We start from the raw sequence: 24,192 nt of genomic DNA, 5'->3' as shown, positions 1-24,192 counted from the left end.
ATGTCTATCTCCCAAGACGATATCCTCAACGCCGTAGCTGAAATGTCGGTTCTGCAGGTTGTTGAGCTGATCAAAGCTTTCGAAGAAAAATTCGGCGTTTCCGCTGCCGCTGCTTCCGCCGGTCCAGCTGCTGCTGCTGCCGTTGTTGAAGAGCAAACCGAATTCAACGTCATGCTGACCGAAGCTGGCGAGAAGAAAGTAAACGTGATCAAGGCAGTACGTGAACTGACCGGTCTGGGCCTGAAAGAAGCCAAGGCTGTAGTTGACGGCGCTCCTGCCATGGTTCTGGAAGCTGTTACTAAAGACGCAGCTGACAAAGCCAAAGCTACTCTGGAAGAAGCAGGCGCTAAAGTCGAGCTGAAGTAAGCATCGACCTTGCGTCTCCAGCCCAAGCGTTAAGCTGAAGGCTGATGGCTGGTGGCTCTTGCCACCGGCCTTTTTCCGTTCTTGGCTGTCGACTCGGTCGCCGCCATTAACGCGCTGTAGCCACCCGAAGCGGTGGTGCAAACCATGGGGTTTGCAAGATTTTCTGGCTGCTCCCGTCGGAGGGGCCAAACAAGCAGGTGACCAAGCTGGGGAACGCTGATGGCTTACTCATATACTGAGAAAAAACGTATCCGCAAGGACTTTAGCAAGTTGCCGGACGTCATGGATGTCCCGTACCTTCTGGCTATCCAGCTGGATTCGTATCGTGAATTCTTGCAGGCGGGAGCGACCAAAGATCAGTTCCGCGACGTGGGCCTGCATGCGGCCTTCAAATCCGTTTTCCCGATCATCAGCTACTCCGGCAATGCTGCGCTGGAGTACGTCGGTTATCGCCTGGGCGAACCGGCATTTGATGTCAAAGAATGCGTGTTGCGTGGCGTTACGTACGCCGTACCTTTGCGGGTAAAAGTCCGTCTGATCATTTTCGACAAAGAATCGTCGAACAAAGCGATCAAGGACATCAAAGAGCAAGAAGTCTACATGGGCGAAATCCCACTGATGACTGAAAACGGTACCTTCGTAATCAACGGTACCGAGCGTGTAATCGTTTCCCAGCTGCACCGTTCCCCGGGCGTGTTCTTCGACCACGACCGCGGCAAGACGCACAGCTCCGGCAAACTCCTGTACTCCGCGCGGATCATTCCGTACCGCGGTTCGTGGTTGGACTTCGAGTTCGACCCGAAAGACTGCGTGTTCGTGCGTATCGACCGTCGTCGCAAGCTGCCGGCCTCGGTACTGCTGCGCGCACTCGGCTATACCACTGAGCAAGTGCTGGACGCTTTTTATACCACCAACGTATTCAGCCTGAAGGATGAAACCCTCAAGCTGGAGCTGATCGCTTCGCGTCTGCGTGGTGAAATTGCCGTCCTGGACATCCAGGATGAAAAAGGCAAGGTCATCGTTGAGGCTGGCCGTCGTATCACTGCGCGCCACATCAACCAGATCGAAAAAGCCGGTATCAAAGAGCTGGAAGTGCCTCTGGACTACGTTCTGGGTCGCACTACCGCCAAGGTCATCGTTCACCCGGCTACAGGCGAAATCCTGGCTGAGTGCAACACCGAGCTGAACACCGAGATCCTGGCCAAAATCGCCAAGGCCCAGGTTGTTCGCATCGAGACCCTGTACACCAACGATATCGACTGCGGTCCGTTCATCTCCGACACACTGAAGATCGACTCCACCAGCAACCAATTGGAAGCGCTGGTCGAAATCTATCGCATGATGCGTCCTGGTGAGCCGCCAACCAAAGACGCTGCCGAAACCCTGTTCAACAACCTGTTCTTCAGCCCTGAGCGTTATGACCTGTCTGCGGTCGGCCGGATGAAGTTCAACCGTCGTATCGGTCGTACCGAGATCGAAGGTTCGGGCGTGCTGTGCAAGGAAGACATCGTCGCGGTATTGAAGACTTTGGTCGACATCCGTAACGGCAAAGGCATCGTCGATGACATCGACCACCTGGGTAACCGTCGTGTTCGCTGCGTAGGCGAAATGGCCGAGAACCAGTTCCGCGTTGGCCTGGTGCGTGTTGAGCGTGCGGTCAAAGAGCGTCTGTCGATGGCTGAAAGCGAAGGCCTGATGCCGCAAGACCTGATCAACGCCAAGCCAGTGGCTGCGGCGGTGAAAGAGTTCTTCGGTTCCAGCCAGCTTTCGCAGTTCATGGACCAGAACAACCCGCTCTCCGAGATCACCCACAAGCGCCGTGTTTCTGCACTGGGCCCGGGCGGTCTGACCCGTGAGCGTGCTGGCTTTGAAGTCCGTGACGTACACCCGACGCATTACGGTCGTGTATGCCCGATCGAAACGCCGGAAGGTCCGAACATCGGTCTGATCAACTCCCTGGCTGCCTATGCGCGCACCAACCAGTACGGCTTCCTCGAAAGCCCATACCGTGTGGTGAAAGACGCCCTGGTCACCGACGAGATCGTATTCCTGTCCGCCATCGAAGAAGCTGATCACGTGATCGCTCAGGCTTCGGCCACGATGAACGACAAGAAAGTCCTGGTCGACGAGCTGGTAGCTGTTCGTCACTTGAACGAGTTCACCGTCAAGGCGCCGGAAGACGTCACCTTGATGGACGTTTCTCCGAAGCAGGTAGTTTCGGTTGCAGCGTCGCTGATCCCGTTCCTGGAACACGATGACGCCAACCGTGCGTTGATGGGTTCCAACATGCAGCGTCAAGCTGTACCGACCCTGCGTGCTGACAAGCCGCTGGTAGGTACCGGCATGGAGCGCAACGTAGCACGTGACTCCGGCGTTTGCGTCGTGGCTCGTCGTGGCGGCGTGATCGACTCCGTTGATGCCAGCCGTATCGTGGTTCGTGTTGCCGATGACGAAGTAGAAACTGGCGAAGCCGGTGTCGACATCTACAACCTGACCAAATACACCCGCTCGAACCAGAACACCTGCATCAACCAGCGTCCGCTGGTGAGCAAGGGTGATCGCGTTCAGCGTAGCGACATCATGGCCGACGGCCCGTCCACCGACATGGGTGAACTGGCTCTCGGCCAGAACATGCGCATCGCGTTCATGGCATGGAACGGCTTCAACTTCGAAGACTCCATCTGCCTGTCCGAGCGTGTGGTTCAAGAAGACCGCTTCACCACGATCCACATCCAGGAACTGACCTGTGTGGCGCGTGATACCAAGCTTGGGCCTGAGGAAATCACTGCAGACATCCCGAACGTGGGTGAAGCTGCACTGAACAAGCTGGACGAAGCCGGTATCGTTTATGTTGGTGCTGAAGTTGGCGCTGGCGACATCCTGGTCGGTAAGGTCACTCCGAAAGGCGAGACCCAACTGACGCCGGAAGAGAAGCTGCTGCGCGCCATCTTCGGTGAAAAAGCCAGCGACGTTAAAGACACCTCCCTGCGTGTACCTACCGGTACCAAGGGTACGGTCATCGACGTACAGGTCTTCACCCGTGACGGCGTTGAGCGTGATGCTCGTGCACTGTCCATCGAGAAGACTCAGCTCGACGAGATCCGCAAGGACCTGAACGAAGAGTTCCGTATCGTTGAAGGCGCGACCTTCGAACGTCTGCGTTCCGCTCTGGTAGGCCACAAGGCTGAAGGCGGCGCAGGCCTGAAGAAAGGTCAGGACATCACCGACGAAATCCTCGACGGTCTTGAGCACGGGCAGTGGTTCAAACTGCGCATGGCTGAAGATGCTCTGAACGAGCAGCTCGAGAAGGCCCAGGCCTATATCGTTGATCGCCGCCGTCTGCTGGACGACAAGTTCGAAGACAAGAAGCGCAAACTGCAGCAGGGCGATGACCTGGCTCCAGGCGTGCTGAAAATCGTCAAGGTTTACCTGGCAATCCGTCGCCGCATCCAACCGGGCGACAAGATGGCCGGTCGTCACGGTAACAAGGGTGTGGTCTCTGTGATCATGCCGGTTGAAGACATGCCGCACGATGCCAATGGCACCCCGGTCGACGTCGTCCTCAACCCGTTGGGCGTACCTTCGCGTATGAACGTTGGTCAGATCCTTGAAACCCACCTGGGCCTCGCGGCCAAAGGTCTGGGCGAGAAGATCAACCGCATGATCGAAGAGCAGCGCAAAGTCGCAGACCTGCGTAAGTTCCTGCACGAGATCTACAACGAGATCGGCGGTCGCAACGAAGAGCTGGACACCTTCTCCGACCAGGAAATCCTGGATCTGGCGAAGAACCTGCGCGGCGGCGTTCCAATGGCTACCCCGGTGTTCGACGGTGCCAAGGAAAGCGAAATCAAGGCCATGCTGAAACTGGCAGACCTGCCAGAAAGCGGCCAGATGCAGCTGTTCGACGGCCGTACCGGCAACAAGTTCGAGCGCCCGGTTACTGTTGGCTACATGTACATGCTGAAGCTGAACCACTTGGTAGACGACAAGATGCACGCTCGTTCTACCGGTTCGTACAGCCTGGTTACCCAGCAGCCGCTGGGTGGTAAGGCTCAGTTCGGTGGTCAGCGTTTCGGGGAGATGGAGGTCTGGGCACTGGAAGCATACGGTGCTGCATACACTCTGCAAGAAATGCTCACAGTGAAGTCGGACGATGTGAACGGTCGTACCAAGATGTACAAAAACATCGTGGACGGCGATCACCGTATGGAGCCGGGCATGCCCGAGTCCTTCAACGTGTTGATCAAAGAAATTCGTTCCCTCGGCATCGATATCGATCTGGAAACCGAATAACACGTGACGCGAATCGAGAGCGGGGCTGTTTAGCCCGCTCTCTGCTCCGCCAGGAGGAAAGGCCTTGAAAGACCTACTGAATTTGCTGAAAAACCAGGGTCAAGTCGAAGAGTTCGACGCCATCCGTATTGGGTTGGCATCGCCTGAGATGATCCGTTCGTGGTCGTTCGGTGAAGTTAAAAAGCCGGAAACCATCAACTACCGTACGTTCAAACCTGAGCGTGACGGCCTGTTCTGCGCCAAGATCTTTGGCCCGGTAAAGGATTACGAGTGCCTGTGCGGTAAGTACAAGCGCTTGAAGCACCGGGGTGTGATCTGTGAGAAGTGTGGCGTTGAAGTCGCACTGGCCAAGGTTCGTCGTGAGCGCATGGCGCACATCGAACTGGCTTCGCCGGTTGCCCACATCTGGTTCCTGAAATCGCTGCCGTCCCGTATCGGCTTGCTGATGGACATGACCCTGCGTGATATCGAACGTGTTCTCTACTTCGAGAGCTATGTCGTTATCGACCCAGGCATGACCACCCTTGAAAAAGGTCAGCTGCTGAACGACGAGCAGTACTTCGAAGCGCTGGAAGAGTTCGGCGACGATTTCGATGCCCGCATGGGTGCCGAAGCTGTCCGCGAACTGCTGCACGCTATCGACCTGGAGCACGAGATTGGTCGTCTGCGCGAAGAGATTCCGCAAACCAACTCCGAAACCAAGATCAAGAAACTGTCCAAGCGTCTGAAGTTGATGGAAGCCTTCCAGGGTTCCGGCAACTTGCCAGAGTGGATGGTGCTGACCGTTCTGCCGGTTCTGCCGCCAGACCTGCGTCCGCTGGTACCGTTGGACGGTGGTCGTTTCGCGACGTCCGACCTCAACGACCTGTACCGCCGCGTGATCAACCGTAACAACCGCTTGAAGCGCCTGCTTGATCTGTCCGCTCCGGACATCATCGTGCGCAACGAAAAGCGTATGTTGCAAGAAGCGGTTGATGCCCTGCTCGACAACGGTCGTCGTGGCCGCGCTATCACCGGTTCGAACAAGCGTCCTCTGAAATCCTTGGCTGACATGATCAAGGGTAAGCAAGGCCGTTTCCGTCAGAACTTGCTCGGTAAGCGTGTTGACTACTCCGGTCGTTCGGTAATTACCGTAGGCCCGACCCTGCGTCTGCACCAGTGCGGTCTGCCTAAGAAGATGGCACTCGAGCTGTTCAAGCCGTTCATCTTCGGCAAGCTTGAAATGCGCGGTCTTGCGACCACCATCAAAGCGGCCAAGAAAATGGTCGAGCGCGAACTGCCAGAGGTTTGGGACGTTCTCGCTGAAGTGATCCGCGAACACCCGGTTCTCCTCAACCGTGCACCGACCCTTCACCGTCTGGGTATCCAGGCGTTTGAACCTGTACTGATCGAAGGTAAGGCTATCCAGCTGCACCCTCTGGTCTGTGCTGCGTACAACGCCGACTTCGACGGCGACCAAATGGCCGTGCACGTACCGCTGACACTGGAAGCCCAGTTGGAAGCGCGTGCGTTGATGATGTCGACCAACAACATCCTGTCGCCAGCCAACGGTGAGCCAATCATCGTTCCGTCGCAGGACGTTGTATTGGGTCTGTACTACATGACTCGTGAAGCGATCAACGCCAAAGGCGAAGGTCGTGTGTTCGCTGACCTGCAAGAAGTTGACCGTGTGTTCCGTGCTGGCGAAGCCGCACTGCACGCCAAGGTCAAGGTGCGGATCCACGAAACCGTCAACGACCGTGACGGCGGCAGCGTGAGCAACACCCGTATCGTCGACACTACTGTCGGCCGTGCGCTGTTGTATCAGGTTGTGCCAAAAGGCCTGTCGTACGACGTCGTCAACCTGCCGATGAAGAAAAAGGCGATCTCCAAGCTGATCAACCAGTGCTACCGCGTGGTTGGTTTGAAAGAGACCGTTATCTTCGCTGACCAGTTGATGTACACAGGTTTCGCTTACTCGACTATCTCCGGCGTTTCCATCGGTGTTAACGACTTCGTTATCCCGGATGAAAAAGCTCGCATCATCAGTGCTGCCACTGACGAAGTGAAAGAGATCGAGAGCCAGTACGCCTCCGGCCTGGTAACCCAGGGCGAGAAGTACAACAAAGTGATCGACCTTTGGTCCAAGGCCAACGACGAAGTGTCCAAGGCGATGATGGCCAACCTCTCGAAAGAGAAAGTCATCGACCGTCACGGCGACGAAGTTGACCAAGAGTCCTTCAACTCGATGTACATGATGGCCGACTCGGGCGCACGGGGTTCTGCTGCGCAGATCCGTCAGCTCGCCGGTATGCGTGGCCTGATGGCCAAGCCGGACGGTTCCATCATCGAAACGCCGATCACTGCGAACTTCCGTGAAGGTTTGAGCGTACTTCAGTACTTCATCTCCACTCACGGTGCTCGTAAGGGTCTTGCGGATACCGCGTTGAAAACCGCTAACTCCGGTTACCTGACTCGTCGTCTGGTAGACGTTGCACAAGATCTGGTTGTAACCGAGATCGATTGCGGCACCGAGCACGGCCTGCTGATGACGCCGCACATTGAAGGCGGTGACGTTGTAGAGCCGCTGGGTGAGCGCGTATTGGGTCGTGTTATTGCCCGTGACGTATTCAAGCCAGGTACCGAGGAAGTTATCGTTCCTGCCGGCACCCTGGTTGACGAGAAGTGGGTCGAGTTCATCGAACTCAACAGCATCGACGAAGTGATCGTTCGCTCGCCGATCAGTTGCGAAACCCGCTACGGCATCTGCGCCAAGTGCTATGGCCGTGACTTGGCTCGTGGTCACCAGGTGAACATCGGTGAAGCGGTCGGCGTTATCGCTGCCCAGTCCATCGGTGAGCCGGGTACCCAGCTGACCATGCGTACGTTCCACATCGGTGGTGCGGCAAGCCGGACCTCCGCAGCCGACAGCGTTCAGGTGAAGAATGGCGGTACCGTCCGCCTGCATAACCTCAAGCACGTTGAGCGAGTGGATGGTCACCTGGTTGCTGTGTCCCGTTCCGGTGAGCTGGCCATCGCTGATGACTACGGTCGTGAGCGTGAGCGTTACAAGCTGCCGTACGGTGCTGTGATTTCGGTTAAAGAAGGTGACAAGGTCGACGCTGGCGCAATCGTGGCCAAGTGGGATCCGCACACTCACCCAATCGTTACCGAAATGAAAGGTACCGTGACCTACGTGGGCATGGAAGAAGGCATCACGATCAAGCGTCAGACTGACGAATTGACCGGTATGACCAACATTGAAGTACTCGACGCCAAAGATCGTCCAGCTGCTGGTAAGGACATCCGTCCTGCCGTGAAGATGGTCGATGACAACGGCAAGGATCTGTTGCTGCCAGGCACTGACGTAATCGCTCAGTACTTCCTGCCAGCCAACGCCCTGGTCGGTGTAGCGGATGGTGCGAAGATCGCGATCGGTGATGTTATCGCGCGTATCCCGCAAGAAACTTCGAAGACCCGTGACATCACCGGTGGTCTGCCGCGTGTTGCCGACTTGTTCGAAGCTCGTCGTCCGAAAGAAGCGTCGATTCTGGCTGAAGTCAGCGGCACCATCGCGTTCGGTAAAGAAACCAAAGGCAAGCGCCGTCTGGTTATTACCCCGAACGACGGTAGCGATCCGTATGAAGAGCTGATTCCGAAGTGGCGTCACCTGAACGTGTTCGAAGGCGAACAGGTAAACCGCGGCGAAGTTATCTCCGACGGTCCGAGCGATCCACACGACATCCTGCGTCTGCTGGGTGTGAGTGCGCTGGCCAAGTACATCGTTAACGAGATCCAGGACGTTTACCGTCTGCAAGGCGTGAAGATCAACGACAAGCACATCGAGACCATCCTGCGTCAGATGCTGCGTAAAGTTGAAATCGCTGAATCCGGCGATTCCAGTTTCATCAAGGGCGACCAGATGGAACTGACTCACGTACTGGTAGAAAACGAGCGCCTGGCGAACGAAGAGAAGTTTGTCTCCAAGTTCACTCGCGTGCTGCTGGGTATCACCAAGGCGTCGTTGTCCACTGAGTCGTTCATCTCGGCGGCCTCCTTCCAAGAGACCACTCGCGTACTGACCGAAGCAGCGGTAACCGGCAAGCGCGATTACCTGCGCGGCCTGAAAGAAAACGTAGTCGTGGGTCGTCTGATCCCGGCAGGTACCGGTTTGGCTTACCACAGCGAGCGTAAGCGTCGCCGTGATGCTGACAAGCCGCTGCGCGTAAGCGCCAGTGAAGTGGAAGCTGCACTGACCGAAGCGCTGAACTCAAGCGGTAACTGAGTTCTGCGATAGATGAGTCTGGGCCCTGGCACTCCCGTTCGTCGGATCGAGGCATTTTTGCCCCGGTTCGACGCGAGGGGAGGTCGGGGCCTTGCCTTGACTGGGGACAAGATCCTCTTTAGACTCTTGTACCCCTAAATTTGGCGGGAATTCGTTCCTGCCATTTTGCTTTTCTTGCAAGACAATAGCGTCGCAAGACAACAGTGGAGCTAGTAGATGGCAACTATCAACCAGCTGGTACGTCAGCCGCGTAAGCGTATCGTCGAGAAATCCGACGTACCTGCGCTGCAGAACTGCCCGCAACGTCGTGGCGTATGCACCCGTGTGTATACCACCACGCCGAAAAAACCTAACTCGGCACTGCGTAAAGTATGCCGTGTGCGTCTGACCAACGGTTTCGAGGTTTCCTCGTACATCGGCGGTGAAGGCCACAACCTGCAAGAGCACAGCGTGGTACTGATCCGCGGCGGTCGTGTAAAAGACTTGCCAGGTGTTCGTTATCACACCGTACGCGGTTCCTTGGATACTTCCGGCGTTAAAGGTCGTAACCAGGGTCGTTCGAAGTACGGTACCAAGAAGCCTAAGTAGTAGCGGCTTTTTGTAAACCTGAATCATCTTATTTTCTGAGTCGATAAGAGTAAGGTCGGAGGCGTCCCGAAAGGGCACCGATTCCGAGCGAACCTGAAGACCGTTTGAGGGCTTATCCATGCCAAGAAGACGCGTAGCAGCCAAGCGCGAAGTGCTTGACGATCCAAAATACGGAAGCCAAATCCTGGCCAAGTTCATGAACCACGTGATGGAAAGCGGCAAGAAAGCCGTTGCCGAGCGTATCGTTTATGGCGCGCTGGAAAAGGTTAAAGAACGCAAGAACAGCGACCCCCTGGAAATCTTCGAGAAAGCTCTCGACGCCATCGCTCCGCTGGTCGAAGTGAAGTCGCGCCGTGTAGGCGGTGCTACTTACCAGGTTCCGGTTGAAGTTCGCCCGTCCCGTCGTAACGCTCTGGCAATGCGCTGGTTGGTAGACTTCGCCCGTAAGCGCGGCGAGAAGTCTATGGCTCTGCGTTTGGCCGGCGAACTGTTGGACGCTGCTGAAGGTAAAGGTGCTGCTGTTAAGAAGCGTGAAGACGTGCACCGTATGGCTGAAGCCAACAAAGCTTTCTCGCACTACCGCTTCTAATTTTAGCTTCACTAATTTTGCGAGGGCTTTATGGCTCGTACTACTCCGATTAGCCGCTACCGTAACATCGGTATCGTCGCTCACGTGGATGCTGGTAAAACCACCACCACCGAGCGCGTACTGTTTTACACCGGCAAAAGTCACAAAATGGGCGAGGTGCATGACGGCGCCGCGACCACAGACTGGATGGTTCAGGAGCAGGAGCGTGGTATTACCATTACTTCTGCTGCTATTACCGCCTTCTGGAAAGGTTCCGAGAAGCAGTACAAAGACGAGCATCGCTTCAACGTAATCGATACCCCGGGCCACGTAGACTTCACCATTGAAGTTGAACGTTCCCTGCGCGTACTCGACGGCGCTGTCGTTGTGTTCTGCGGCACCTCGGGTGTTGAGCCTCAGTCGGAAACCGTATGGCGTCAAGCCAACAAGTACGGTGTTCCACGTCTTGTTTATGTAAACAAGATGGACCGTGCTGGTGCCAACTTCCTGCGCGTGATCGGTCAGATCAAGCAGCGTCTGGGTCACACTCCGGTGCCTATCCAGTTGGCTATCGGTTCCGAAGACAACTTCCAGGGTCAGATCGATCTGATCAACATGGAAGCTGTTTACTGGAATGATTCCGACAAGGGTATGGTTCCTGTTCGTAAGCCTATCCCTGAAGAACTTCAGGAACTGGCTGACGAGTGGCGCAACAACATGGTTGAGGCTGCTGCCGAAGCCAGCGAAGAGCTGATGAACAAATACCTCGAAGGTGAAGAGCTCACCAACGTGGAAATCAAGGCCGCTCTGCGTCAGCGTACTATCGCTGGTGAGATCGTCTTGGCTGTTTGCGGTTCCTCGTTCAAGAACAAGGGTGTTCCCCTGGTTCTCGACGCCGTTATCGACTACCTGCCTGCTCCAACCGACATTCCTGCTATCAAGGGTTCCAACCCTGATAACGAGGAAGAAGAAATGGAGCGTCACGCCGATGACAACGAGCCGTTCTCGGCTCTGGCGTTCAAGATCGCTACCGACCCATTCGTGGGTACTTTGACCTTCGTTCGCGTTTACTCGGGCGTGTTGGCCTCCGGCGACGGCGTGATCAACTCGGTTAAAGGCAAGAAAGAGCGCGTGGGTCGTATGGTGCAAATGCACGCAAACGCCCGTGAAGAGATCAAGGAAGTACGCGCTGGTGACATCGCGGCCCTGATCGGCATGAAGGACGTCACCACTGGTGAGACTTTGTGCGACGCTGCCAAACCAATTATCCTGGTTCGCATGGACTTCCCGGAGCCGGTTATTTCGGTTGCCGTAGAGCCTAAGACCAAGGATGACCAGGAAAAAATGGGTATCGCTCTGGGCAAGCTTGCTCAGGAAGATCCATCTTTCCGCGTCAAGACTGATGAAGAGACTGGTCAAACGATCATCTCCGGCATGGGCGAGCTGCACTTGGACATCCTGGTTGACCGGATGCGCCGTGAGTTCAACGTCGAAGCCAACATCGGTAAGCCTCAGGTTTCCTATCGTGAGCGCATCACGAAGAACTGTGAAATCGAAGGCAAGTTCGTTCGTCAATCCGGCGGTCGTGGTCAGTTCGGTCACTGCTGGATCCGTTTTGCTCCTGCTGACGAAGGTCAGGAAGGTCTGCAATTCGTGAACGAAGTAGTAGGTGGTGTTGTTCCTAAGGAATACATCCCTGCTATCCAGAAGGGTATCGAAGAGCAGATGAAGAACGGTGTTGTTGCCGGCTATCCGCTGATCGGCCTGAAAGCAACCGTTTTTGACGGTTCTTACCACGACGTCGACTCCAACGAGATGGCGTTTAAGGTGGCTGCTTCCATGGCAACCAAGCAACTGGCCCAGAAGGGCGGTGGTGAGTTGCTTGAGCCAATCATGGCGGTAGAAGTTGTTACACCTGAAGACTATATGGGTGATGTCATGGGCGACCTTAACCGTCGTCGCGGCATGATCTTGGGTATGGAAGACACGGTTTCCGGCAAAGTGATTCGCGCCGAGGTTCCGTTGGGCGAGATGTTCGGTTATGCGACCGACGTTCGTTCCATGTCCCAGGGTCGCGCAAGCTACTCTATGGAATTCAAAAAATACAACACAGCTCCGGCGCACATCGCTGAAACTGTATCCAAAAAACAAGGCTGATTCAGTCCTTTAGGCAAGGAGTTAATTGTCGTGGCTAAAGAAAAATTTGATCGTTCCCTACCGCACGTAAACGTTGGCACCATCGGCCACGTTGACCACGGTAAAACCACTCTGACCGCTGCTCTGACTCGCGTCTGCTCCGAAGTTTTCGGTTCGGCTCGTGTTGACTTCGACAAGATCGACAGCGCACCAGAAGAAAAAGCTCGTGGTATCACCATCAACACCGCGCACGTTGAGTACAACTCGACTATTCGTCACTACGCTCACGTTGACTGCCCAGGTCACGCTGACTACGTGAAGAACATGATCACTGGTGCTGCCCAGATGGACGGCGCTATCCTGGTTTGCTCGGCCGCTGATGGTCCGATGCCACAAACCCGTGAGCACATCCTGCTGTCCCGCCAGGTTGGCGTTCCGTACATCGTGGTTTTCCTGAACAAGGCTGACCTGGTAGACGACGCTGAGCTGCTGGAACTGGTTGAGATGGAAGTGCGCGATCTGCTGAGCACTTACGACTTCCCGGGCGACGACACTCCGATCATCATCGGTTCTGCTCGTATGGCTCTGGAAGGCAACGACGAAAACGAAATGGGCACCACTGCCGTTCGTAAACTGGTTGAAACTCTGGACAGCTACATCCCAGAACCAGTTCGTCTGACCGACAAGCCGTTCCTGATGCCAATCGAAGACGTATTCTCGATCTCCGGTCGCGGTACTGTTGTGACTGGTCGTATCGAGCGCGGTATCGTTCGCGTTCAGGATCCACTGGAAATCGTTGGTCTGCGTGACACTACTGTCACCACCTGCACCGGTGTTGAAATGTTCCGCAAACTGCTCGACGAAGGTCGTGCTGGCGAGAACTGCGGCGTTCTGCTGCGTGGTACCAAGCGTGACGACGTTGAGCGTGGCCAGGTTCTGGTTAAGCCGGGTTCGGTCAAGCCGCACACCAAGTTCACCGCAGAAGTTTACGTTCTGAGCAAAGAAGAAGGCGGCCGTCATACTCCGTTCTTCAAAGGCTACCGTCCACAGTTCTACTTCCGTACTACTGACGTGACCGGTAACTGCGAATTGCCAGAAGGCGTTGAAATGGTAATGCCAGGCGATAACATTCAAATGACTGTTACCCTGATCAAAACCATCGCAATGGAAGACGGTCTGCGCTTCGCTATCCGTGAAGGCGGCCGTACCGTTGGTGCTGGCGTTGTAGCTAAAATCATCGAGTAATCTCTCTTTTGAGTGAGCTCTGATGTTTTGAAAAGGCCCCCGCTTAGCGGGGGCCTTTTTTATTGGGTTGACACCTATCTAGGGCGTCTATAGAATTGCGCCTCCTTTTAACGGGCGTATTGCGCCCGGTGGGAATAGCAGCCGGAGTCTGAAATCCAATGCAAAATCAGCAAATCCGTATCAGGTTGAAGGCTTTTGACCATCGCCTGATCGACCAATCCACCCAGGAAATCGTGGAAACCGCGAAACGTACTGGTGCTCAAGTGCGTGGTCCAATTCCACTGCCTACCCGTAAAGAGCGGTTCACCGTTCTGGTCTCCCCGCACGTCAACAAAGACGCGCGTGACCAGTACGAGATCCGTACTCATAAGCGCGTACTGGACATCGTCCAGCCAACGGATAAAACCGTTGATGCACTTATGAAGCTCGATCTGGCGGCCGGTGTGGAAGTACAGATCAGCCTCGGCTAAGACTTGGGTCTTAGTCGTGTAACGCTCTGAAATGGGCGGCCATAGCGGGTGAAAGCCCCGTACACTCATGAGGTTTACAACATGACTATTGGTGTAGTCGGTCGTAAATGCGGTATGACCCGTATTTTCACCGAAGAAGGTGTCTCCATTCCGGTCACGGTCATTGAGATCGAACCGAATCGCGTCACCCAGTTCAAAACTGAAGAAACCGATGGCTATCGTGCAGTGCAAGTCACTGTCGGCGAGCGTCGTGCTTCGCGCGTGACTGCTGCTCAAGCAGGTCACTTCGCTAAAGCAAACGTTGCAGCTGGTCGTACTGTCATGGAGTTCCGTCTTGAAGACGGCGACTACCAGGCTGGCGATCTGATCAACGCTGAAATCTTCGCCGCTGGTCAACTGGTTGATGTAACCGGTCAGTCCAAGGGTAAAGGCTTCCAGGGTACGATCAAGCGTTGGAATTTCCGTGGTCAAGACAACACTCACGGTAACTCCGTTTCCCACCGCGTCCCGGGCTCTATTGGCCAGTGCCAGACTCCTGGTCGTGTATTCAAGGGCAAAAAAATGTCCGGTCATATGGGCGCTGAGCGCGTGACCGTGCAGTCCCTCGAAGTAGTGCGCGTCGACGCTGAACGCAATCTGTTGTTGGTCAAGGGTGCTGTTCCTGGCGCTACTGGCGGCAACCTGGTTGTACGTCCAGCGGCCAAGGCTCGCGGTTAAGGGGAAGCTGACATGCAATTAAATGTAAATGACGCTCAAGCGATCGAAGTTTCCGAACTGACATTTGGCGGCGAATTCAACGAGACGCTCGTTCACCAAGCAGTCGTGGCCTACATGGCCGGCGGCCGTCAAGGTAGCAAGCAGCAAAAGACCCGTTCCGACGTACGTGGTGGCGGTAAGCGCCCTTGGCGTCAGAAAGGCACTGGCCGTGCTCGTGCCGGTACTATCCGTAGCCCAATCTGGCGTGGCGGCGGTACCACTTTTGCAGCTCGTCCACAGGATCACTCTCAGAAGCTCAACAAGAAGATGTACCGCGCAGCACTGCGCTCCATCCTTGCTGAACTCGTGCGTACTGATCGTCTGGTCGTGGTTCAGGACTTCGCTGTTGAAAGTCCAAAAACCAAAGATCTGTTGGGCAAACTGAACAACATGAGCCTGACCGACGTTTTGATCGTGTCCGAAGCTGTTGATCAGAACCTGTACCTGGCTGCTCGTAACCTGCCACACGTTGATGTACGTGACGTGCAAGGTTCCGATCCAGTTAGTCTGATCGCATACGACAAGGTGTTGATCACCGTGTCGGCCGTGAAGAAATTCGAGGAGCTGCTGGGATGAACCAGGAACGCGTATTTAAAGTTCTGCTTGGCCCGCACGTTTCCGAAAAGGCTACGGTTCTGGCTGACAAGAAAGGCCAGTTCGTTTTCAAGGTTGCAACTGACGCAACCAAGCTGGAAATCAAGAAGGCCGTCGAAAGCTTGTTCAGCGTGAAAGTAGAGCGTGTTACTACCCTGAATGTTCTGGGTAAGAGCAAGCGCACTGCTCGCGGTCTGGGCAAGCGTAATGACTGGAAGAAGGCAGTTATCTCCCTTCAGCCAGGCCAAGATCTCGATTTCAGCAGCAGTGCTGAGTAAGGAAGGGGTGCATCATGGCAATCGTTAAATGCAAACCGACTTCCCCTGGCCGCCGTTTTGTGGTCAAGGTGGTCAACCAGGAGCTGCATAAAGGCGCTCCTCACGCACCGCTGCTCGAGAAAAAATCGAAGTCTGGTGGTCGTAACAACAATGGTCGCATTACCACTCGTCACATCGGTGGTGGCCATAAGCAGCATTATCGTCTGGTCGATTTCCGTCGCAACGACAAAGATGGCATCGCTGCCACTGTCGAGCGTATCGAATACGATCCAAACCGTACTGCTCACATCGCTCTGCTGCTGTACGCAGATGGCGAGCGTCGCTACATCATCGCCCCTAAAGGCGTGAGTGCTGGCGACCAGCTGATCGCAGGTGCTCTGGCACCGATCAAGCCGGGCAACGCTCTGCAACTGCGTAACATTCCAGTTGGTAGCACCGTACACGGCATCGAATTGAAGCCAGGTAAAGGCGCACAGATCGCTCGTTCCGCTGGTGCTTCGGCTCAGCTGATCGCTCGTGAAGGTGTCTACGTGACCCTGCGTCTGCGTTCTGGTGAGATGCGTAAAGTACTGGCTGAATGCCGTGCGACCTTGGGTGAAGTCTCGAACTCCGAGCACAGCCTGCGTTCGTTGGGTAAAGCTGGTGCCAAACGCTGGCGTGGCGTTCGCCCAACCGTTCGTGGTGTTGCCATGAACCCGGTTGACCACCCACACGGTGGTGGTGAAGGTCGTACCTCTGGTGGTCGTCATCCGGTATCGCCATGGGGCTTCCCGACTAAGGGCGCGAAGACTCGTGGTAATAAGCGTACCGACAAAATGATCGTCCGTCGTCGCAAGTAAATAGAGGGATACGACAGTGCCACGTTCTCTGAAAAAAGGTCCTTTTATTGATCTTCACCTACTGAAGAAGATCGAAGTGGCGGCGGAAAAGAACGATCGCAAACCAGTTAAGACCTGGTCGCGTCGTTCGATGATCCTGCCACAAATGGTCGGTTTGACCATCGCTGTACACAACGGTCGTCAACACGTCCCAGTTCTCGTTAACGAAGACATGGTCGGCCACAAACTGGGCGAGTTTGCCGGTACCCGCACTTATCGTGGGCACGTGGCAGACAAGAAAGCCAAGCGTTAAGGGGTTAGGAAATGGAAGTAGCCGCTAAGTTGTCGGGCGCTCGAATCTCCGCCCAGAAAGCCCGCTTGGTCGCCGACCAGATCCGCGGGAAGAAGGTGGGCGAAGCGCTCAACCTGTTGGCTTTCAGCAGTAAGAAAGCCGCCGAGATCATGAAGAAAGTGCTGGAGTCGGCCGTAGCCAACGCCGAGCATAACGAAGGCGCAGACGTTGATGACCTGAAGGTCAGCACCGTTTTCGTCAACGAAGGGCGTTCGCTGAAGCGCATCATGCCACGTGCCAAAGGCCGTGCTGATCGCATCGTCAAGCGGTCTTGCCATATCACTGTCAAGGTTGCTGACAAGTAACGGAGTCGAAGAGATGGGTCAGAAAGTACATCCCATTGGCATTCGCCTGGGAATCGTCAAGGAGCACACCTCCGTCTGGTACGCAGACGGTCGGACTTATGCGGACTACTTGTTCGCTGATCTGAAGGTGCGTGAGTATCTCCAAGACAAACTAAAAAGCGCGTCCGTAAGCCGTATCGATATCCATCGTCCGGCGCAAACTGCACGTATCACCATCCACACCGCTCGTCCAGGTATCGTTATCGGGAAGAAAGGTGAAGATGTTGAGAAACTGCGTCAGGACCTGACCAAGCAAATGGGTGTGCCTGTGCACATCAATATCGAAGAGATCCGCAAGCCGGAGCTCGACGGTATGCTGGTTGCGCAGAGCGTAGCTCAGCAGCTGGAGCGTCGCGTAATGTTCCGTCGCGCTATGAAGCGCGCCGTACAGAACGCCATGCGCATTGGTGCCAAAGGCATCAAAATCCAAGTGAGCGGTCGTCTCGGCGGTGCTGAAATCGCACGTACTGAATGGTATCGCGAAGGTCGTGTGCCACTGCACACCCTGCGTGCCGACATCGACTATGCCAACTACGAAGCTCACACCACTTACGGTGTGATCGGTGTAAAGGTTTGGATCTTCAAAGGCGAAGTAATTGGTGGTCGCCAAGAAGAACTGAAACCACAAGCACCAGCGCCTCGTAAAAAAGCTGCTAAGTAAGGGGTACGCCAAATGTTGCAACCTAAGCGTACGAAGTTCCGCAAGCAGATGACAGGCCACAACCGTGGTCTGGCTCAGCGCGGAAGCAAAGTCAGCTTCGGCGAGTTCGCGCTGAAGTCTGTAGCTCGTGGTCGTCTCACCGCTCGTCAGATCGAGTCAGCGCGTCGTGCTCTGACCCGTCACGTAAAACGTGGCGGCAAGATCTGGATCCGTGTATTCCCGGACAAGCCGATCTCCAAAAAACCTCTCGAGGTTCGGATGGGTAAAGGTAAGGGTAACGTGGAGTACTGGGTAGCCCAGATTCAGCCAGGCAAAGTCCTGTATGAAATCGAGGGTGTTTCTGAAGAGCTGGCGCGTGAGGCTTTCGCCCTGGCTGCTGCAAAGCTGCCGCTCGCCACCTCCTTTGTTAAACGGACGGTGATGTGATGAAAGCGAATGAACTTCGTGAAAAATCCGCACAGCAGCTGAACGAGCAACTGCTCGGCCTGCTGCGCGACCAGTTCAATCTGCGTATGCAGAAAGCAACTGGCCAGTTGGGGCAGTCTCATCTGCTCTCGCAAGTTAAGCGTGACATCGCTCGCGTGAAGACTGTGCTCAACCAGCAGGCAGGTAAGTGATCATGGCTGAAGCCGAAAAGACTGTCCGTACGCTGACTGGCCGTGTTGTCAGCGACAAGATGGACAAAACCATCACCGTTTTGATCGAGCGTCGCGTTAAGCACCCGATCTACGGTAAATATGTTAAGCGTTCGACTAAGCTGCACGCGCACGACGAAACCAATCAGTGCCACATCGGCGACAAAGTCACTATTCGTGAAACTCGTCCGATGGCCAAGACCAAGTCTTGGGCACTGGTTGATGTTCTCGAACGCGCTGTGGAAGTCTAAGGACTAGGGGTCGGAGAAATTATATGATTCAGACTCAATCCATGCTCGATGTGGCCGATAACAGCGGCGCTCGCCGTGTTATGTGCATCAAGGTGCTGGGTGGCTCCCATCGTCGTTACGCTGGTATCGGTGACATCATCAAAGTTACCGTGAAGGAAGCAATTCCTCGCGGTAAGGTGAAAAAAGGCCAAGTGATGACTGCTGTTGTAGTCCGCACTCGTCACGGCGTACGTCGTGCTGATGGCTCCATTATCCGCTTTGATGGCAACGCTGCTGTTCTTCTGAACAACAAGCAAGAGCCGATCGGCACCCGTATCTTTGGGCCAGTGACCCGTGAACTTCGTACTGAGAAGTTCATGAAGATCGTCTCGCTCGCCCCAGAAGTGCTGTAAGGAGATCCGACATGCAAAAGATTCGTCGTGACGACGAGATCATCGTGATCGCCGGCAAAGACAAAGGTAAGCGCGGTAAGGTGCTTAAGGTTCTCGCCAATAACCGTCTGGTTATCGGTGGTCTGAACCTGGTCAAGCGTCATACCAAGCCTAACCCGATGTCGGGCGTGCAGGGCGGTATCGTCGAGAAAGAAGCTCCGCTGGACGCTTCTAACGTCGCCATCTTCAACGGCGAAACCAACAAGGCTGACCGCGTTGGTTTCAAAGTAGAAGACGGTAAGAAAATTCGTGTCTTCAAGTCGACCCAAAAAGCGGTTGATGCTTGAACACTGCTAGGTAGATTAGACCATGGCACGACTACAAGAGATTTACCGGAAGGAAATCGCCCCTAAGCTTAAGGAAGAACTTAAGCTCGGGAATGTGATGGAAGTTCCGCGCGTCACCAAAATCACCCTGAACATGGGTCTGGGCGAAGCGATCGGCGACAAAAAAGTCATCGAGCACGCTGTTGCTGACCTGGAAAAGATCACCGGTCAAAAAGTCGTTGTGACTTACGCTCGGAAATCCATCGCTGGCTTTAAAGTCCGTGAAGGTTGGCCGATCGGCGTCAAAGTGACTCTGCGCCGTGAGCGTATGTACGAATTCCTGGATCGTCTGCTGTCGATCTCCCTGCCTCGGGTCCGCGACTTCCGCGGCCTGAATGCCAAGTCCTTCGATGGTCGTGGTAACTACAGCATGGGCGTTAAAGAGCAGATCATCTTCCCGGAAATCGACTACGACAAGATCGATGCTCTCCGCGGTCTGGACATCACCCTGACCACCACTGCCAAGAACGATGATGAAGGCCGCGCTCTGCTGCGTGCGTTCAAATTCCCGTTCCGCAACTGATTGGAGTAGGACCATGGCCAAGATGAGCATGAAAAACCGCGAGCTGAAGCGTCAGCTCACGGTTGCCAAGTACGCCAAGAAGCGTGCAGCACTGAAAGCAATCATCGTTGATCTGAACGCAAGTCCAGAAGCGCGTTGGGAAGCTACAGTTGCTCTGCAGAAGCAGCCACGTGACGCAAGCGCTTCGCGCATGCGTAACCGCTGCCGCCTGACCGGTCGTCCACACGGCGTTTACCGCAAGTTCGGCCTCGGCCGTAACAAACTGCGTGAAGCGGCAATGCGTGGTGACGTACCAGGTCTGGTTAAAGCCAGCTGGTAAGTACTTTCAACGTCCAGGTGGTCGGAATCGCAAGATACTGACCGCCGGTGACCTTGAATCTGGATCAAGCCCCTTTTGGGGCTTGTTTCATTTCTGGAGTATGTCTAAAATACGCGGCTCGCCTGAGCCCGTGTTTTTTGTGCTCGGAGATTCTCGGCGACATATGTAGCCGCAAGGCTAATTTTTTTGTATTAGGAGCGTCTAGCCCATGAGTATGCAGGACCCGTTAGCGGACATGCTAACTCGTATCCGTAATGCCCAGATGGCTGAAAAGTCCGTCGTAAGCATGCCATCTTCCAAGTTGAAGGTAGCTGTTGCCAAAGTCCTGAAAGACGAAGGCTACATTGCGGGTTATCAGATCAGCAGCGAAATCAAACCACTGCTGTCCATCGAGCTGAAGTACTTCGAAGGCCGTTCGGTCATCGAGGAAGTGAAGCGCGTTAGCCGTCCAGGCCTGCGTCAGTACAAGTCCGCTGAAGATCTGCCGAAAGTTCGTGGCGGTCTGGGCGTGTCTATCGTCTCCACCAACAAAGGTGTGATGACGGATCGTGCTGCGCGCGCTGCCGGTGTCGGCGGCGAAGTTCTTTGCACTGTGTTCTAAGGGGGGATAAGCATGTCTCGCGTCGCTAAGAACCCCGTTAAGCTGCCAGCCGGTGTCGAAGTCAAATTCGCAGGCCAACAGCTTTCGGTGAAGGGTGCCAAGGGTACTCTTGAACTGAACATCCATTCGTCCGTTGAGATCGTTGAAGAAGCTGGTGAGCTGCGTTTCGCTGCTCGCAATGGCGATCAACAAACTCGCGCAATGGCCGGTACCACGCGTGCGTTGGTAAACAACATGGTCCAAGGCGTAAGCCAAGGCTTCGAGCGTAAGCTCCAGCTGGTCGGTGTTGGTTACAAAGCGCAAGCAAAAGGCACGGTTTTGAACCTTGCCCTTGGCTTCTCGCACCCAGTGGATTACGAACTGCCAGCGGGCATCACTGCTGAGACTCCTAGCCAGACTGATATCCTGATCAAGGGCATCGACAAGCAGCTGGTAGGTCAAGTGGCCGCTGAGATCCGCGACTTCCGTCCACCAGAGCCGTACAAAGGCAAAGGTGTGCGCTACGCGGACGAAGTCGTCCGTCGTAAAGAAGCCAAGAAGAAGTAGGGCATAGCAAATGACCGACAAAAAAGTTACTCGACTGCGTCGCGCTCGCAAAGCACGCCTGAAAATGCACGAACTCGAAGTCGTGCGTCTCTGCGTGTTCCGCTCGTCGCAGCACATCTACGCCCAGGTCATCTCGGCCGACGGCAACAAAGTCTTGGCAAGCGCCTCGACTTTGGATAAAGAACTGCGTGATGGTGCCACTGGCAACATCGACGCGGCCACAAAGGTTGGCCAGCTGGTCGCTACGCGTGCTAAGGCCGCTGGCGTCTCGCAAGTGGCTTTCGACCGCTCTGGCTTCAAGTACCACGGCCGCGTGAAAGCGCTGGCTGATGCTGCTCGTGAAGCTGGGCTGGAGTTCTAAGTTATGTCAAATAACGACCAAAAGCGCGACGAAGGCTACATTGAGAAGCTGGTTCAAGTTAACCGCGTAGCCAAAACCGTTAAAGGCGGCCGTATCTTCACTTTCACCGCGTTGACCGTGGTGGGTGATGGTAAAGGGCGTGTTGGCTTCGGCCGTGGCAAGTCACGTGAAGTGCCTGCCGCGATCCAGAAGGCAATGGAAGCTGCTCGCCGCAACATGATTCAAGTTGATCTGAACGGCACCACTCTGCAGTACGCAATGAAGTCCGCTCACGGCGCTTCGAAGGTGTACATGCAGCCTGCTTCTGAAGGTACCGGTATCATCGCTGGCGGCGCTATGCGTGCTGTCCTCGAAGTTGCTGGCGTTCAGAACGTTCTGGCCAAGTGCTACGGCTCGACTAACCCGGTAAACGTGGTTCACGCCACTTTCAAGGGTCTGAAGGCTATGCAATCTCCTGAGTCCATCGCTGCCAAGCGTGGTCTGACTGTCAAGGAGATCTTCTGATCATGGCTACCGTTAAAGTAACGCTGATCAAAAGCATGACCGGCCGCATCCCTAACCACAAATTGTGCGTTAAAGGTTTGGGTCTGCGTCGCATCGGTCACACTGTAGAAGTCCAGGATACTCCCGAGAATCGCGGGATGATCAACAAGGCTTACTACATGCTGCGTGTAGAGGGTTAATCGATGAAACTCAATGATCTGAGTCCAGCGCCGGGTTCCCGTCGCGAAAAGCATCGTCCGGGCCGTGGTATCGGTAGCGGTTTGGGTAAGACTGGTGGCCGTGGCCACAAAGGTCAAACCTCCCGTTCCGGTGGCACCATCGCTCCAGGCTTTGAAGGCGGTCAACAGCCGCTGCATCGTCGCCTGCCTAAGTTCGGTTTCGTATCCCTGAAAGCCATGGACCGCGCAGAAGTGCGTCTGTCCGAGCTGGCTAAAGTGGAAGGCGACATCGTTACTGTGCAGACCCTGAAAGATGCCAACGTGATCAACGTCAACGTACAGCGTGTGAAAATCATGCTGTCCGGTGAAGTGACTCGCGCTGTCACTATCGGCAAGGGAATCGGCGCCACCAAAGGTGCGCGTTCGGCTATCGAAGCAGCTGGCGGCAAGTTCGAGGAATAAATGGCTAAGCAAGGTGCTCTCTCAGCGCTCGGCAAAGGCGGTATGTCTGAACTTTGGGCTCGTCTGCGTTTTCTGTTCCTGGCGATTATCGTCTACCGAATAGGCGCACACATCCCGGTTCCAGGTATCAACCCGGACCGACTCGCAGACCTGTTTCGACAGAATGAGGGGACCATTCTTAGCTTGTTCAACATGTTTTCCGGCGGCGCGCTGGAGCGGATGAGCATCTTTGCACTGGGGATCATGCCGTATATCTCGGCATCGATCATCATGCAGCTGATGACAGCCGTCAGCCCGCAGCTGGAGCAGTTGAAGAAGGAAGGTGAAGCTGGCCGTCGCAAGATTAGCCAGTACACCCGCTACGGCACTGTCGTCCTCGCCCTGGTTCAAGCTATCGGCATGTCCGTTGGCCTGGCGGGGCAGGGCGTTGCGTTCACTGGTGACTTTGGCTTCCATTTCGTCGCGGTATCCACGTTTGTGGCTGGTGCGATGTTCATGATGTGGCTGGGTGAGCAGATTACTGAGCGTGGTGTTGGCAACGGTATCTCGATGTTGATTTTCGCAGGTATCGTCGCCGGTCTTCCGAGAGCAATCGGGCAGTCTTTCGAGTCTGCGCGTCAGGGTGATATCAATATCTTCGCCTTGGTTGCCATCGGTTTGCTGGCAGTAGCGATTATCGGTTTTGTGGTGTTCATTGAGCGTGGCCAGCGTCGTATTGCTGTTCACTACGCCAAGCGTCAGCAGGGCCGTAAGGTCTTCGCTGCGCAGACCAGCCACTTGCCGCTGAAAGTGAATATGGCCGGTGTTATTCCGGCAATTTTCGCGAGCAGCATCTTGCTGTTTCCGGCTTCGTTGGGTACCTGGTTTGGTCAGTCTGAAAATATGGGCTGGCTGCAGGACCTCTCTCAGTCGATCGCTCCTGGTCAGCCGTTGAATATTCTGCTGTTTAGTGCAGGGATTATTTTCTTCTGCTTCTTCTATACGGCGTTGATGTTCAATCCGAAAGACGTAGCGGAAAACCTGAAGAAGTCCGGTGCCTTTATTCCGGGCATCCGTCCAGGTGAGCAGTCGGCACGCTACATTGATGGCGTTCTGACTCGTTTGACCCTGTTCGGTGCTCTATATATGACGGCCGTGTGCTTGTTGCCCCAGTTCCTGGTGGTTGCAGCAAACGTTCCGTTCTACCTTGGCGGGACCTCGTTGCTGATCGTGGTCGTGGTTGTGATGGACTTCATGTCCCAAGTACAATCGCACCTCGTTTCGCACCAGTACGAATCCCTGATGAAGAAAGCCAACCTGAAGGGCTACGGCAGCGGCATGTTGCGCTGAGTACCCCATAAGG

General features: G+C 55.1%; 29 protein-coding genes. All 29 read left to right on the top strand.

Features of this window, described 5'->3' with window-relative positions; translation table 11 throughout:
- The 29 genes from rplL (at nt 1) to secY (ending at nt 24,179) form a co-directional block, all read left to right on the top strand.
- Entirely contained in the window at nt 1-366 is a 366-nt protein-coding gene (gene rplL / locus HBO10_RS21620; RefSeq protein ID WP_020302454.1) for a 50S ribosomal protein L7/L12, read from the top strand.
- 219 nt (nt 367-585) lie between these two features.
- Entirely contained in the window at nt 586-4,659 is a 4,074-nt protein-coding gene (rpoB, locus tag HBO10_RS21615) for a DNA-directed RNA polymerase subunit beta (protein WP_010206926.1), read from the top strand.
- 64 nt (nt 4,660-4,723) lie between these two features.
- On the top strand, nt 4,724-8,923 hold the full coding sequence (gene rpoC / locus HBO10_RS21610; protein ID WP_003194653.1) for a DNA-directed RNA polymerase subunit beta': 4,200 nt from the start codon (nt 4,724-4,726) through the stop codon (nt 8,921-8,923).
- A gap of 216 nt (nt 8,924-9,139) precedes the next feature.
- A complete protein-coding gene (gene rpsL / locus HBO10_RS21605; RefSeq protein ID WP_002555494.1) occupies nt 9,140-9,511 on the top strand; it encodes a 30S ribosomal protein S12 in 372 nt (123 codons plus the stop codon).
- 118 nt (nt 9,512-9,629) lie between these two features.
- Nucleotides 9,630-10,100, top strand: coding sequence for a 30S ribosomal protein S7 (gene rpsG, locus HBO10_RS21600; protein WP_002555493.1), 471 nt, complete (start codon nt 9,630-9,632; stop codon nt 10,098-10,100).
- A gap of 30 nt (nt 10,101-10,130) precedes the next feature.
- Complete coding sequence (fusA, locus tag HBO10_RS21595) at nt 10,131-12,236, top strand: elongation factor G (RefSeq protein WP_003194651.1); 2,106 nt, start codon at nt 10,131-10,133, stop codon at nt 12,234-12,236.
- Nucleotides 12,237-12,266: 30 nt separating this feature from the next.
- Nucleotides 12,267-13,460 (top strand): elongation factor Tu, encoded by a 1,194-nt coding sequence (gene tuf / locus HBO10_RS21590; RefSeq protein WP_005791980.1) that lies wholly within the window; start codon nt 12,267-12,269, stop codon nt 13,458-13,460.
- A gap of 158 nt (nt 13,461-13,618) precedes the next feature.
- Entirely contained in the window at nt 13,619-13,930 is a 312-nt protein-coding gene (rpsJ, locus tag HBO10_RS21585; protein ID WP_003186070.1) for a 30S ribosomal protein S10, read from the top strand.
- Nucleotides 13,931-14,011: 81 nt separating this feature from the next.
- Complete coding sequence (rplC, locus tag HBO10_RS21580; RefSeq protein ID WP_003194649.1) at nt 14,012-14,647, top strand: 50S ribosomal protein L3; 636 nt, start codon at nt 14,012-14,014, stop codon at nt 14,645-14,647.
- 12 nt (nt 14,648-14,659) lie between these two features.
- Entirely contained in the window at nt 14,660-15,262 is a 603-nt protein-coding gene (gene rplD / locus HBO10_RS21575; RefSeq protein WP_003176424.1) for a 50S ribosomal protein L4, read from the top strand.
- Nucleotides 15,259-15,558: a 50S ribosomal protein L23 gene (gene rplW, locus HBO10_RS21570; protein ID WP_002555488.1), complete on the top strand. Its 300-nt coding sequence runs from the start codon at nt 15,259-15,261 to the stop codon at nt 15,556-15,558. Before rplD ends, rplW begins: the two co-directional genes overlap by 4 nt.
- 14 nt (nt 15,559-15,572) lie before the next feature.
- The gene (gene rplB / locus HBO10_RS21565; protein WP_003186055.1) at nt 15,573-16,397 is read left to right on the top strand and encodes a 50S ribosomal protein L2; all 825 of its coding nucleotides are present in this window, start codon (nt 15,573-15,575) and stop codon (nt 16,395-16,397) included.
- Nucleotides 16,398-16,413: 16 nt separating this feature from the next.
- On the top strand, nt 16,414-16,689 hold the full coding sequence (rpsS, locus tag HBO10_RS21560; protein WP_002555486.1) for a 30S ribosomal protein S19: 276 nt from the start codon (nt 16,414-16,416) through the stop codon (nt 16,687-16,689).
- 11 nt (nt 16,690-16,700) lie between these two features.
- The gene (rplV, locus tag HBO10_RS21555) at nt 16,701-17,033 is read left to right on the top strand and encodes a 50S ribosomal protein L22 (protein WP_003103908.1); all 333 of its coding nucleotides are present in this window, start codon (nt 16,701-16,703) and stop codon (nt 17,031-17,033) included.
- A 13-nt stretch (nt 17,034-17,046) separates the two neighbouring features.
- Nucleotides 17,047-17,733 carry a 30S ribosomal protein S3 gene (rpsC, locus tag HBO10_RS21550; protein ID WP_003176422.1) on the top strand — a complete coding sequence of 229 codons (687 nt, stop codon included), beginning with the start codon at nt 17,047-17,049 and terminating at the stop codon, nt 17,731-17,733.
- Between the two features lie 12 nt (nt 17,734-17,745).
- Nucleotides 17,746-18,159, top strand: coding sequence for a 50S ribosomal protein L16 (gene rplP / locus HBO10_RS21545; protein ID WP_003176421.1), 414 nt, complete (start codon nt 17,746-17,748; stop codon nt 18,157-18,159).
- Entirely contained in the window at nt 18,159-18,350 is a 192-nt protein-coding gene (gene rpmC / locus HBO10_RS21540) for a 50S ribosomal protein L29 (RefSeq protein WP_002555481.1), read from the top strand. The genes rplP and rpmC overlap by 1 nt, the downstream gene beginning before the upstream one ends.
- 2 nt (nt 18,351-18,352) lie before the next feature.
- On the top strand, nt 18,353-18,619 hold the full coding sequence (gene rpsQ / locus HBO10_RS21535) for a 30S ribosomal protein S17 (protein ID WP_003194644.1): 267 nt from the start codon (nt 18,353-18,355) through the stop codon (nt 18,617-18,619).
- Nucleotides 18,620-18,642: 23 nt separating this feature from the next.
- Complete coding sequence (gene rplN, locus HBO10_RS21530) at nt 18,643-19,011, top strand: 50S ribosomal protein L14 (RefSeq protein ID WP_002555479.1); 369 nt, start codon at nt 18,643-18,645, stop codon at nt 19,009-19,011.
- Between the two features lie 11 nt (nt 19,012-19,022).
- Nucleotides 19,023-19,337, top strand: a complete 315-nt coding sequence (gene rplX, locus HBO10_RS21525) for a 50S ribosomal protein L24 (protein WP_003176416.1) — start codon at nt 19,023-19,025, stop codon at nt 19,335-19,337.
- Nucleotides 19,338-19,359: 22 nt separating this feature from the next.
- Entirely contained in the window at nt 19,360-19,899 is a 540-nt protein-coding gene (gene rplE / locus HBO10_RS21520) for a 50S ribosomal protein L5 (RefSeq protein ID WP_003194642.1), read from the top strand.
- 13 nt (nt 19,900-19,912) lie between these two features.
- Nucleotides 19,913-20,218, top strand: coding sequence for a 30S ribosomal protein S14 (rpsN, locus tag HBO10_RS21515; protein ID WP_003176414.1), 306 nt, complete (start codon nt 19,913-19,915; stop codon nt 20,216-20,218).
- A gap of 208 nt (nt 20,219-20,426) precedes the next feature.
- Complete coding sequence (gene rpsH / locus HBO10_RS21510; RefSeq protein WP_003176413.1) at nt 20,427-20,819, top strand: 30S ribosomal protein S8; 393 nt, start codon at nt 20,427-20,429, stop codon at nt 20,817-20,819.
- A gap of 12 nt (nt 20,820-20,831) precedes the next feature.
- Nucleotides 20,832-21,365, top strand: a complete 534-nt coding sequence (rplF, locus tag HBO10_RS21505) for a 50S ribosomal protein L6 (protein WP_003194640.1) — start codon at nt 20,832-20,834, stop codon at nt 21,363-21,365.
- A 10-nt stretch (nt 21,366-21,375) separates the two neighbouring features.
- A complete protein-coding gene (gene rplR, locus HBO10_RS21500; protein ID WP_003186037.1) occupies nt 21,376-21,726 on the top strand; it encodes a 50S ribosomal protein L18 in 351 nt (116 codons plus the stop codon).
- A gap of 3 nt (nt 21,727-21,729) precedes the next feature.
- Nucleotides 21,730-22,230 carry a 30S ribosomal protein S5 gene (rpsE, locus tag HBO10_RS21495; RefSeq protein ID WP_003176409.1) on the top strand — a complete coding sequence of 167 codons (501 nt, stop codon included), beginning with the start codon at nt 21,730-21,732 and terminating at the stop codon, nt 22,228-22,230.
- A gap of 2 nt (nt 22,231-22,232) precedes the next feature.
- On the top strand, nt 22,233-22,409 hold the full coding sequence (gene rpmD, locus HBO10_RS21490) for a 50S ribosomal protein L30 (RefSeq protein ID WP_003176408.1): 177 nt from the start codon (nt 22,233-22,235) through the stop codon (nt 22,407-22,409).
- Nucleotides 22,410-22,412: 3 nt separating this feature from the next.
- Nucleotides 22,413-22,850, top strand: a complete 438-nt coding sequence (gene rplO, locus HBO10_RS21485; RefSeq protein WP_003176407.1) for a 50S ribosomal protein L15 — start codon at nt 22,413-22,415, stop codon at nt 22,848-22,850.
- On the top strand, nt 22,851-24,179 hold the full coding sequence (gene secY, locus HBO10_RS21480; RefSeq protein ID WP_003194637.1) for a preprotein translocase subunit SecY: 1,329 nt from the start codon (nt 22,851-22,853) through the stop codon (nt 24,177-24,179). It begins immediately after the preceding gene.
- Nucleotides 24,180-24,192: the final 13 nt, after the last annotated feature.

This window comes from Pseudomonas sp. WS 5503 (genome assembly GCF_012985385.1).
Classification (GTDB): domain Bacteria; phylum Pseudomonadota; class Gammaproteobacteria; order Pseudomonadales; family Pseudomonadaceae; genus Aquipseudomonas; species Aquipseudomonas paracarnis.
This window is presented reverse-complemented; position numbering and strand designations above follow the sequence as displayed.

Excerpts from the sequence above, each read along its gene's own strand:
- rplL (WP_020302454.1), top strand. The coding sequence starts at position 1 with ATGTCTATCTCCCAAGACGATATCCTCAACGCCGTAGCTGAAATGTCG.
- rpoB (WP_010206926.1), top strand. The coding sequence starts at position 586 with ATGGCTTACTCATATACTGAGAAAAAACGTATCCGCAAGGACTTTAGC.
- rpsL (WP_002555494.1), top strand. The coding sequence starts at position 9,140 with ATGGCAACTATCAACCAGCTGGTACGTCAGCCGCGTAAGCGTATCGTC.
- rpsG (WP_002555493.1), top strand. The coding sequence starts at position 9,630 with ATGCCAAGAAGACGCGTAGCAGCCAAGCGCGAAGTGCTTGACGATCCA.
- fusA (WP_003194651.1), top strand. The coding sequence starts at position 10,131 with ATGGCTCGTACTACTCCGATTAGCCGCTACCGTAACATCGGTATCGTC.
- rpsJ (WP_003186070.1), top strand. The coding sequence starts at position 13,619 with ATGCAAAATCAGCAAATCCGTATCAGGTTGAAGGCTTTTGACCATCGC.
- rplC (WP_003194649.1), top strand. The coding sequence starts at position 14,012 with ATGACTATTGGTGTAGTCGGTCGTAAATGCGGTATGACCCGTATTTTC.
- rplD (WP_003176424.1), top strand. The coding sequence starts at position 14,660 with ATGCAATTAAATGTAAATGACGCTCAAGCGATCGAAGTTTCCGAACTG.
- rplW (WP_002555488.1), top strand. The coding sequence starts at position 15,259 with ATGAACCAGGAACGCGTATTTAAAGTTCTGCTTGGCCCGCACGTTTCC.
- rplB (WP_003186055.1), top strand. The coding sequence starts at position 15,573 with ATGGCAATCGTTAAATGCAAACCGACTTCCCCTGGCCGCCGTTTTGTG.
- rplV (WP_003103908.1), top strand. The coding sequence starts at position 16,701 with ATGGAAGTAGCCGCTAAGTTGTCGGGCGCTCGAATCTCCGCCCAGAAA.
- rpsC (WP_003176422.1), top strand. The coding sequence starts at position 17,047 with ATGGGTCAGAAAGTACATCCCATTGGCATTCGCCTGGGAATCGTCAAG.
- rplP (WP_003176421.1), top strand. The coding sequence starts at position 17,746 with ATGTTGCAACCTAAGCGTACGAAGTTCCGCAAGCAGATGACAGGCCAC.
- rpmC (WP_002555481.1), top strand. The coding sequence starts at position 18,159 with ATGAAAGCGAATGAACTTCGTGAAAAATCCGCACAGCAGCTGAACGAG.
- rpsQ (WP_003194644.1), top strand. The coding sequence starts at position 18,353 with ATGGCTGAAGCCGAAAAGACTGTCCGTACGCTGACTGGCCGTGTTGTC.
- rplN (WP_002555479.1), top strand. The coding sequence starts at position 18,643 with ATGATTCAGACTCAATCCATGCTCGATGTGGCCGATAACAGCGGCGCT.
- rplX (WP_003176416.1), top strand. The coding sequence starts at position 19,023 with ATGCAAAAGATTCGTCGTGACGACGAGATCATCGTGATCGCCGGCAAA.
- rplE (WP_003194642.1), top strand. The coding sequence starts at position 19,360 with ATGGCACGACTACAAGAGATTTACCGGAAGGAAATCGCCCCTAAGCTT.
- rpsN (WP_003176414.1), top strand. The coding sequence starts at position 19,913 with ATGGCCAAGATGAGCATGAAAAACCGCGAGCTGAAGCGTCAGCTCACG.
- rpsH (WP_003176413.1), top strand. The coding sequence starts at position 20,427 with ATGAGTATGCAGGACCCGTTAGCGGACATGCTAACTCGTATCCGTAAT.
- rplF (WP_003194640.1), top strand. The coding sequence starts at position 20,832 with ATGTCTCGCGTCGCTAAGAACCCCGTTAAGCTGCCAGCCGGTGTCGAA.
- rplR (WP_003186037.1), top strand. The coding sequence starts at position 21,376 with ATGACCGACAAAAAAGTTACTCGACTGCGTCGCGCTCGCAAAGCACGC.
- rpsE (WP_003176409.1), top strand. The coding sequence starts at position 21,730 with ATGTCAAATAACGACCAAAAGCGCGACGAAGGCTACATTGAGAAGCTG.
- rpmD (WP_003176408.1), top strand. The coding sequence starts at position 22,233 with ATGGCTACCGTTAAAGTAACGCTGATCAAAAGCATGACCGGCCGCATC.
- rplO (WP_003176407.1), top strand. The coding sequence starts at position 22,413 with ATGAAACTCAATGATCTGAGTCCAGCGCCGGGTTCCCGTCGCGAAAAG.
- secY (WP_003194637.1), top strand. The coding sequence starts at position 22,851 with ATGGCTAAGCAAGGTGCTCTCTCAGCGCTCGGCAAAGGCGGTATGTCT.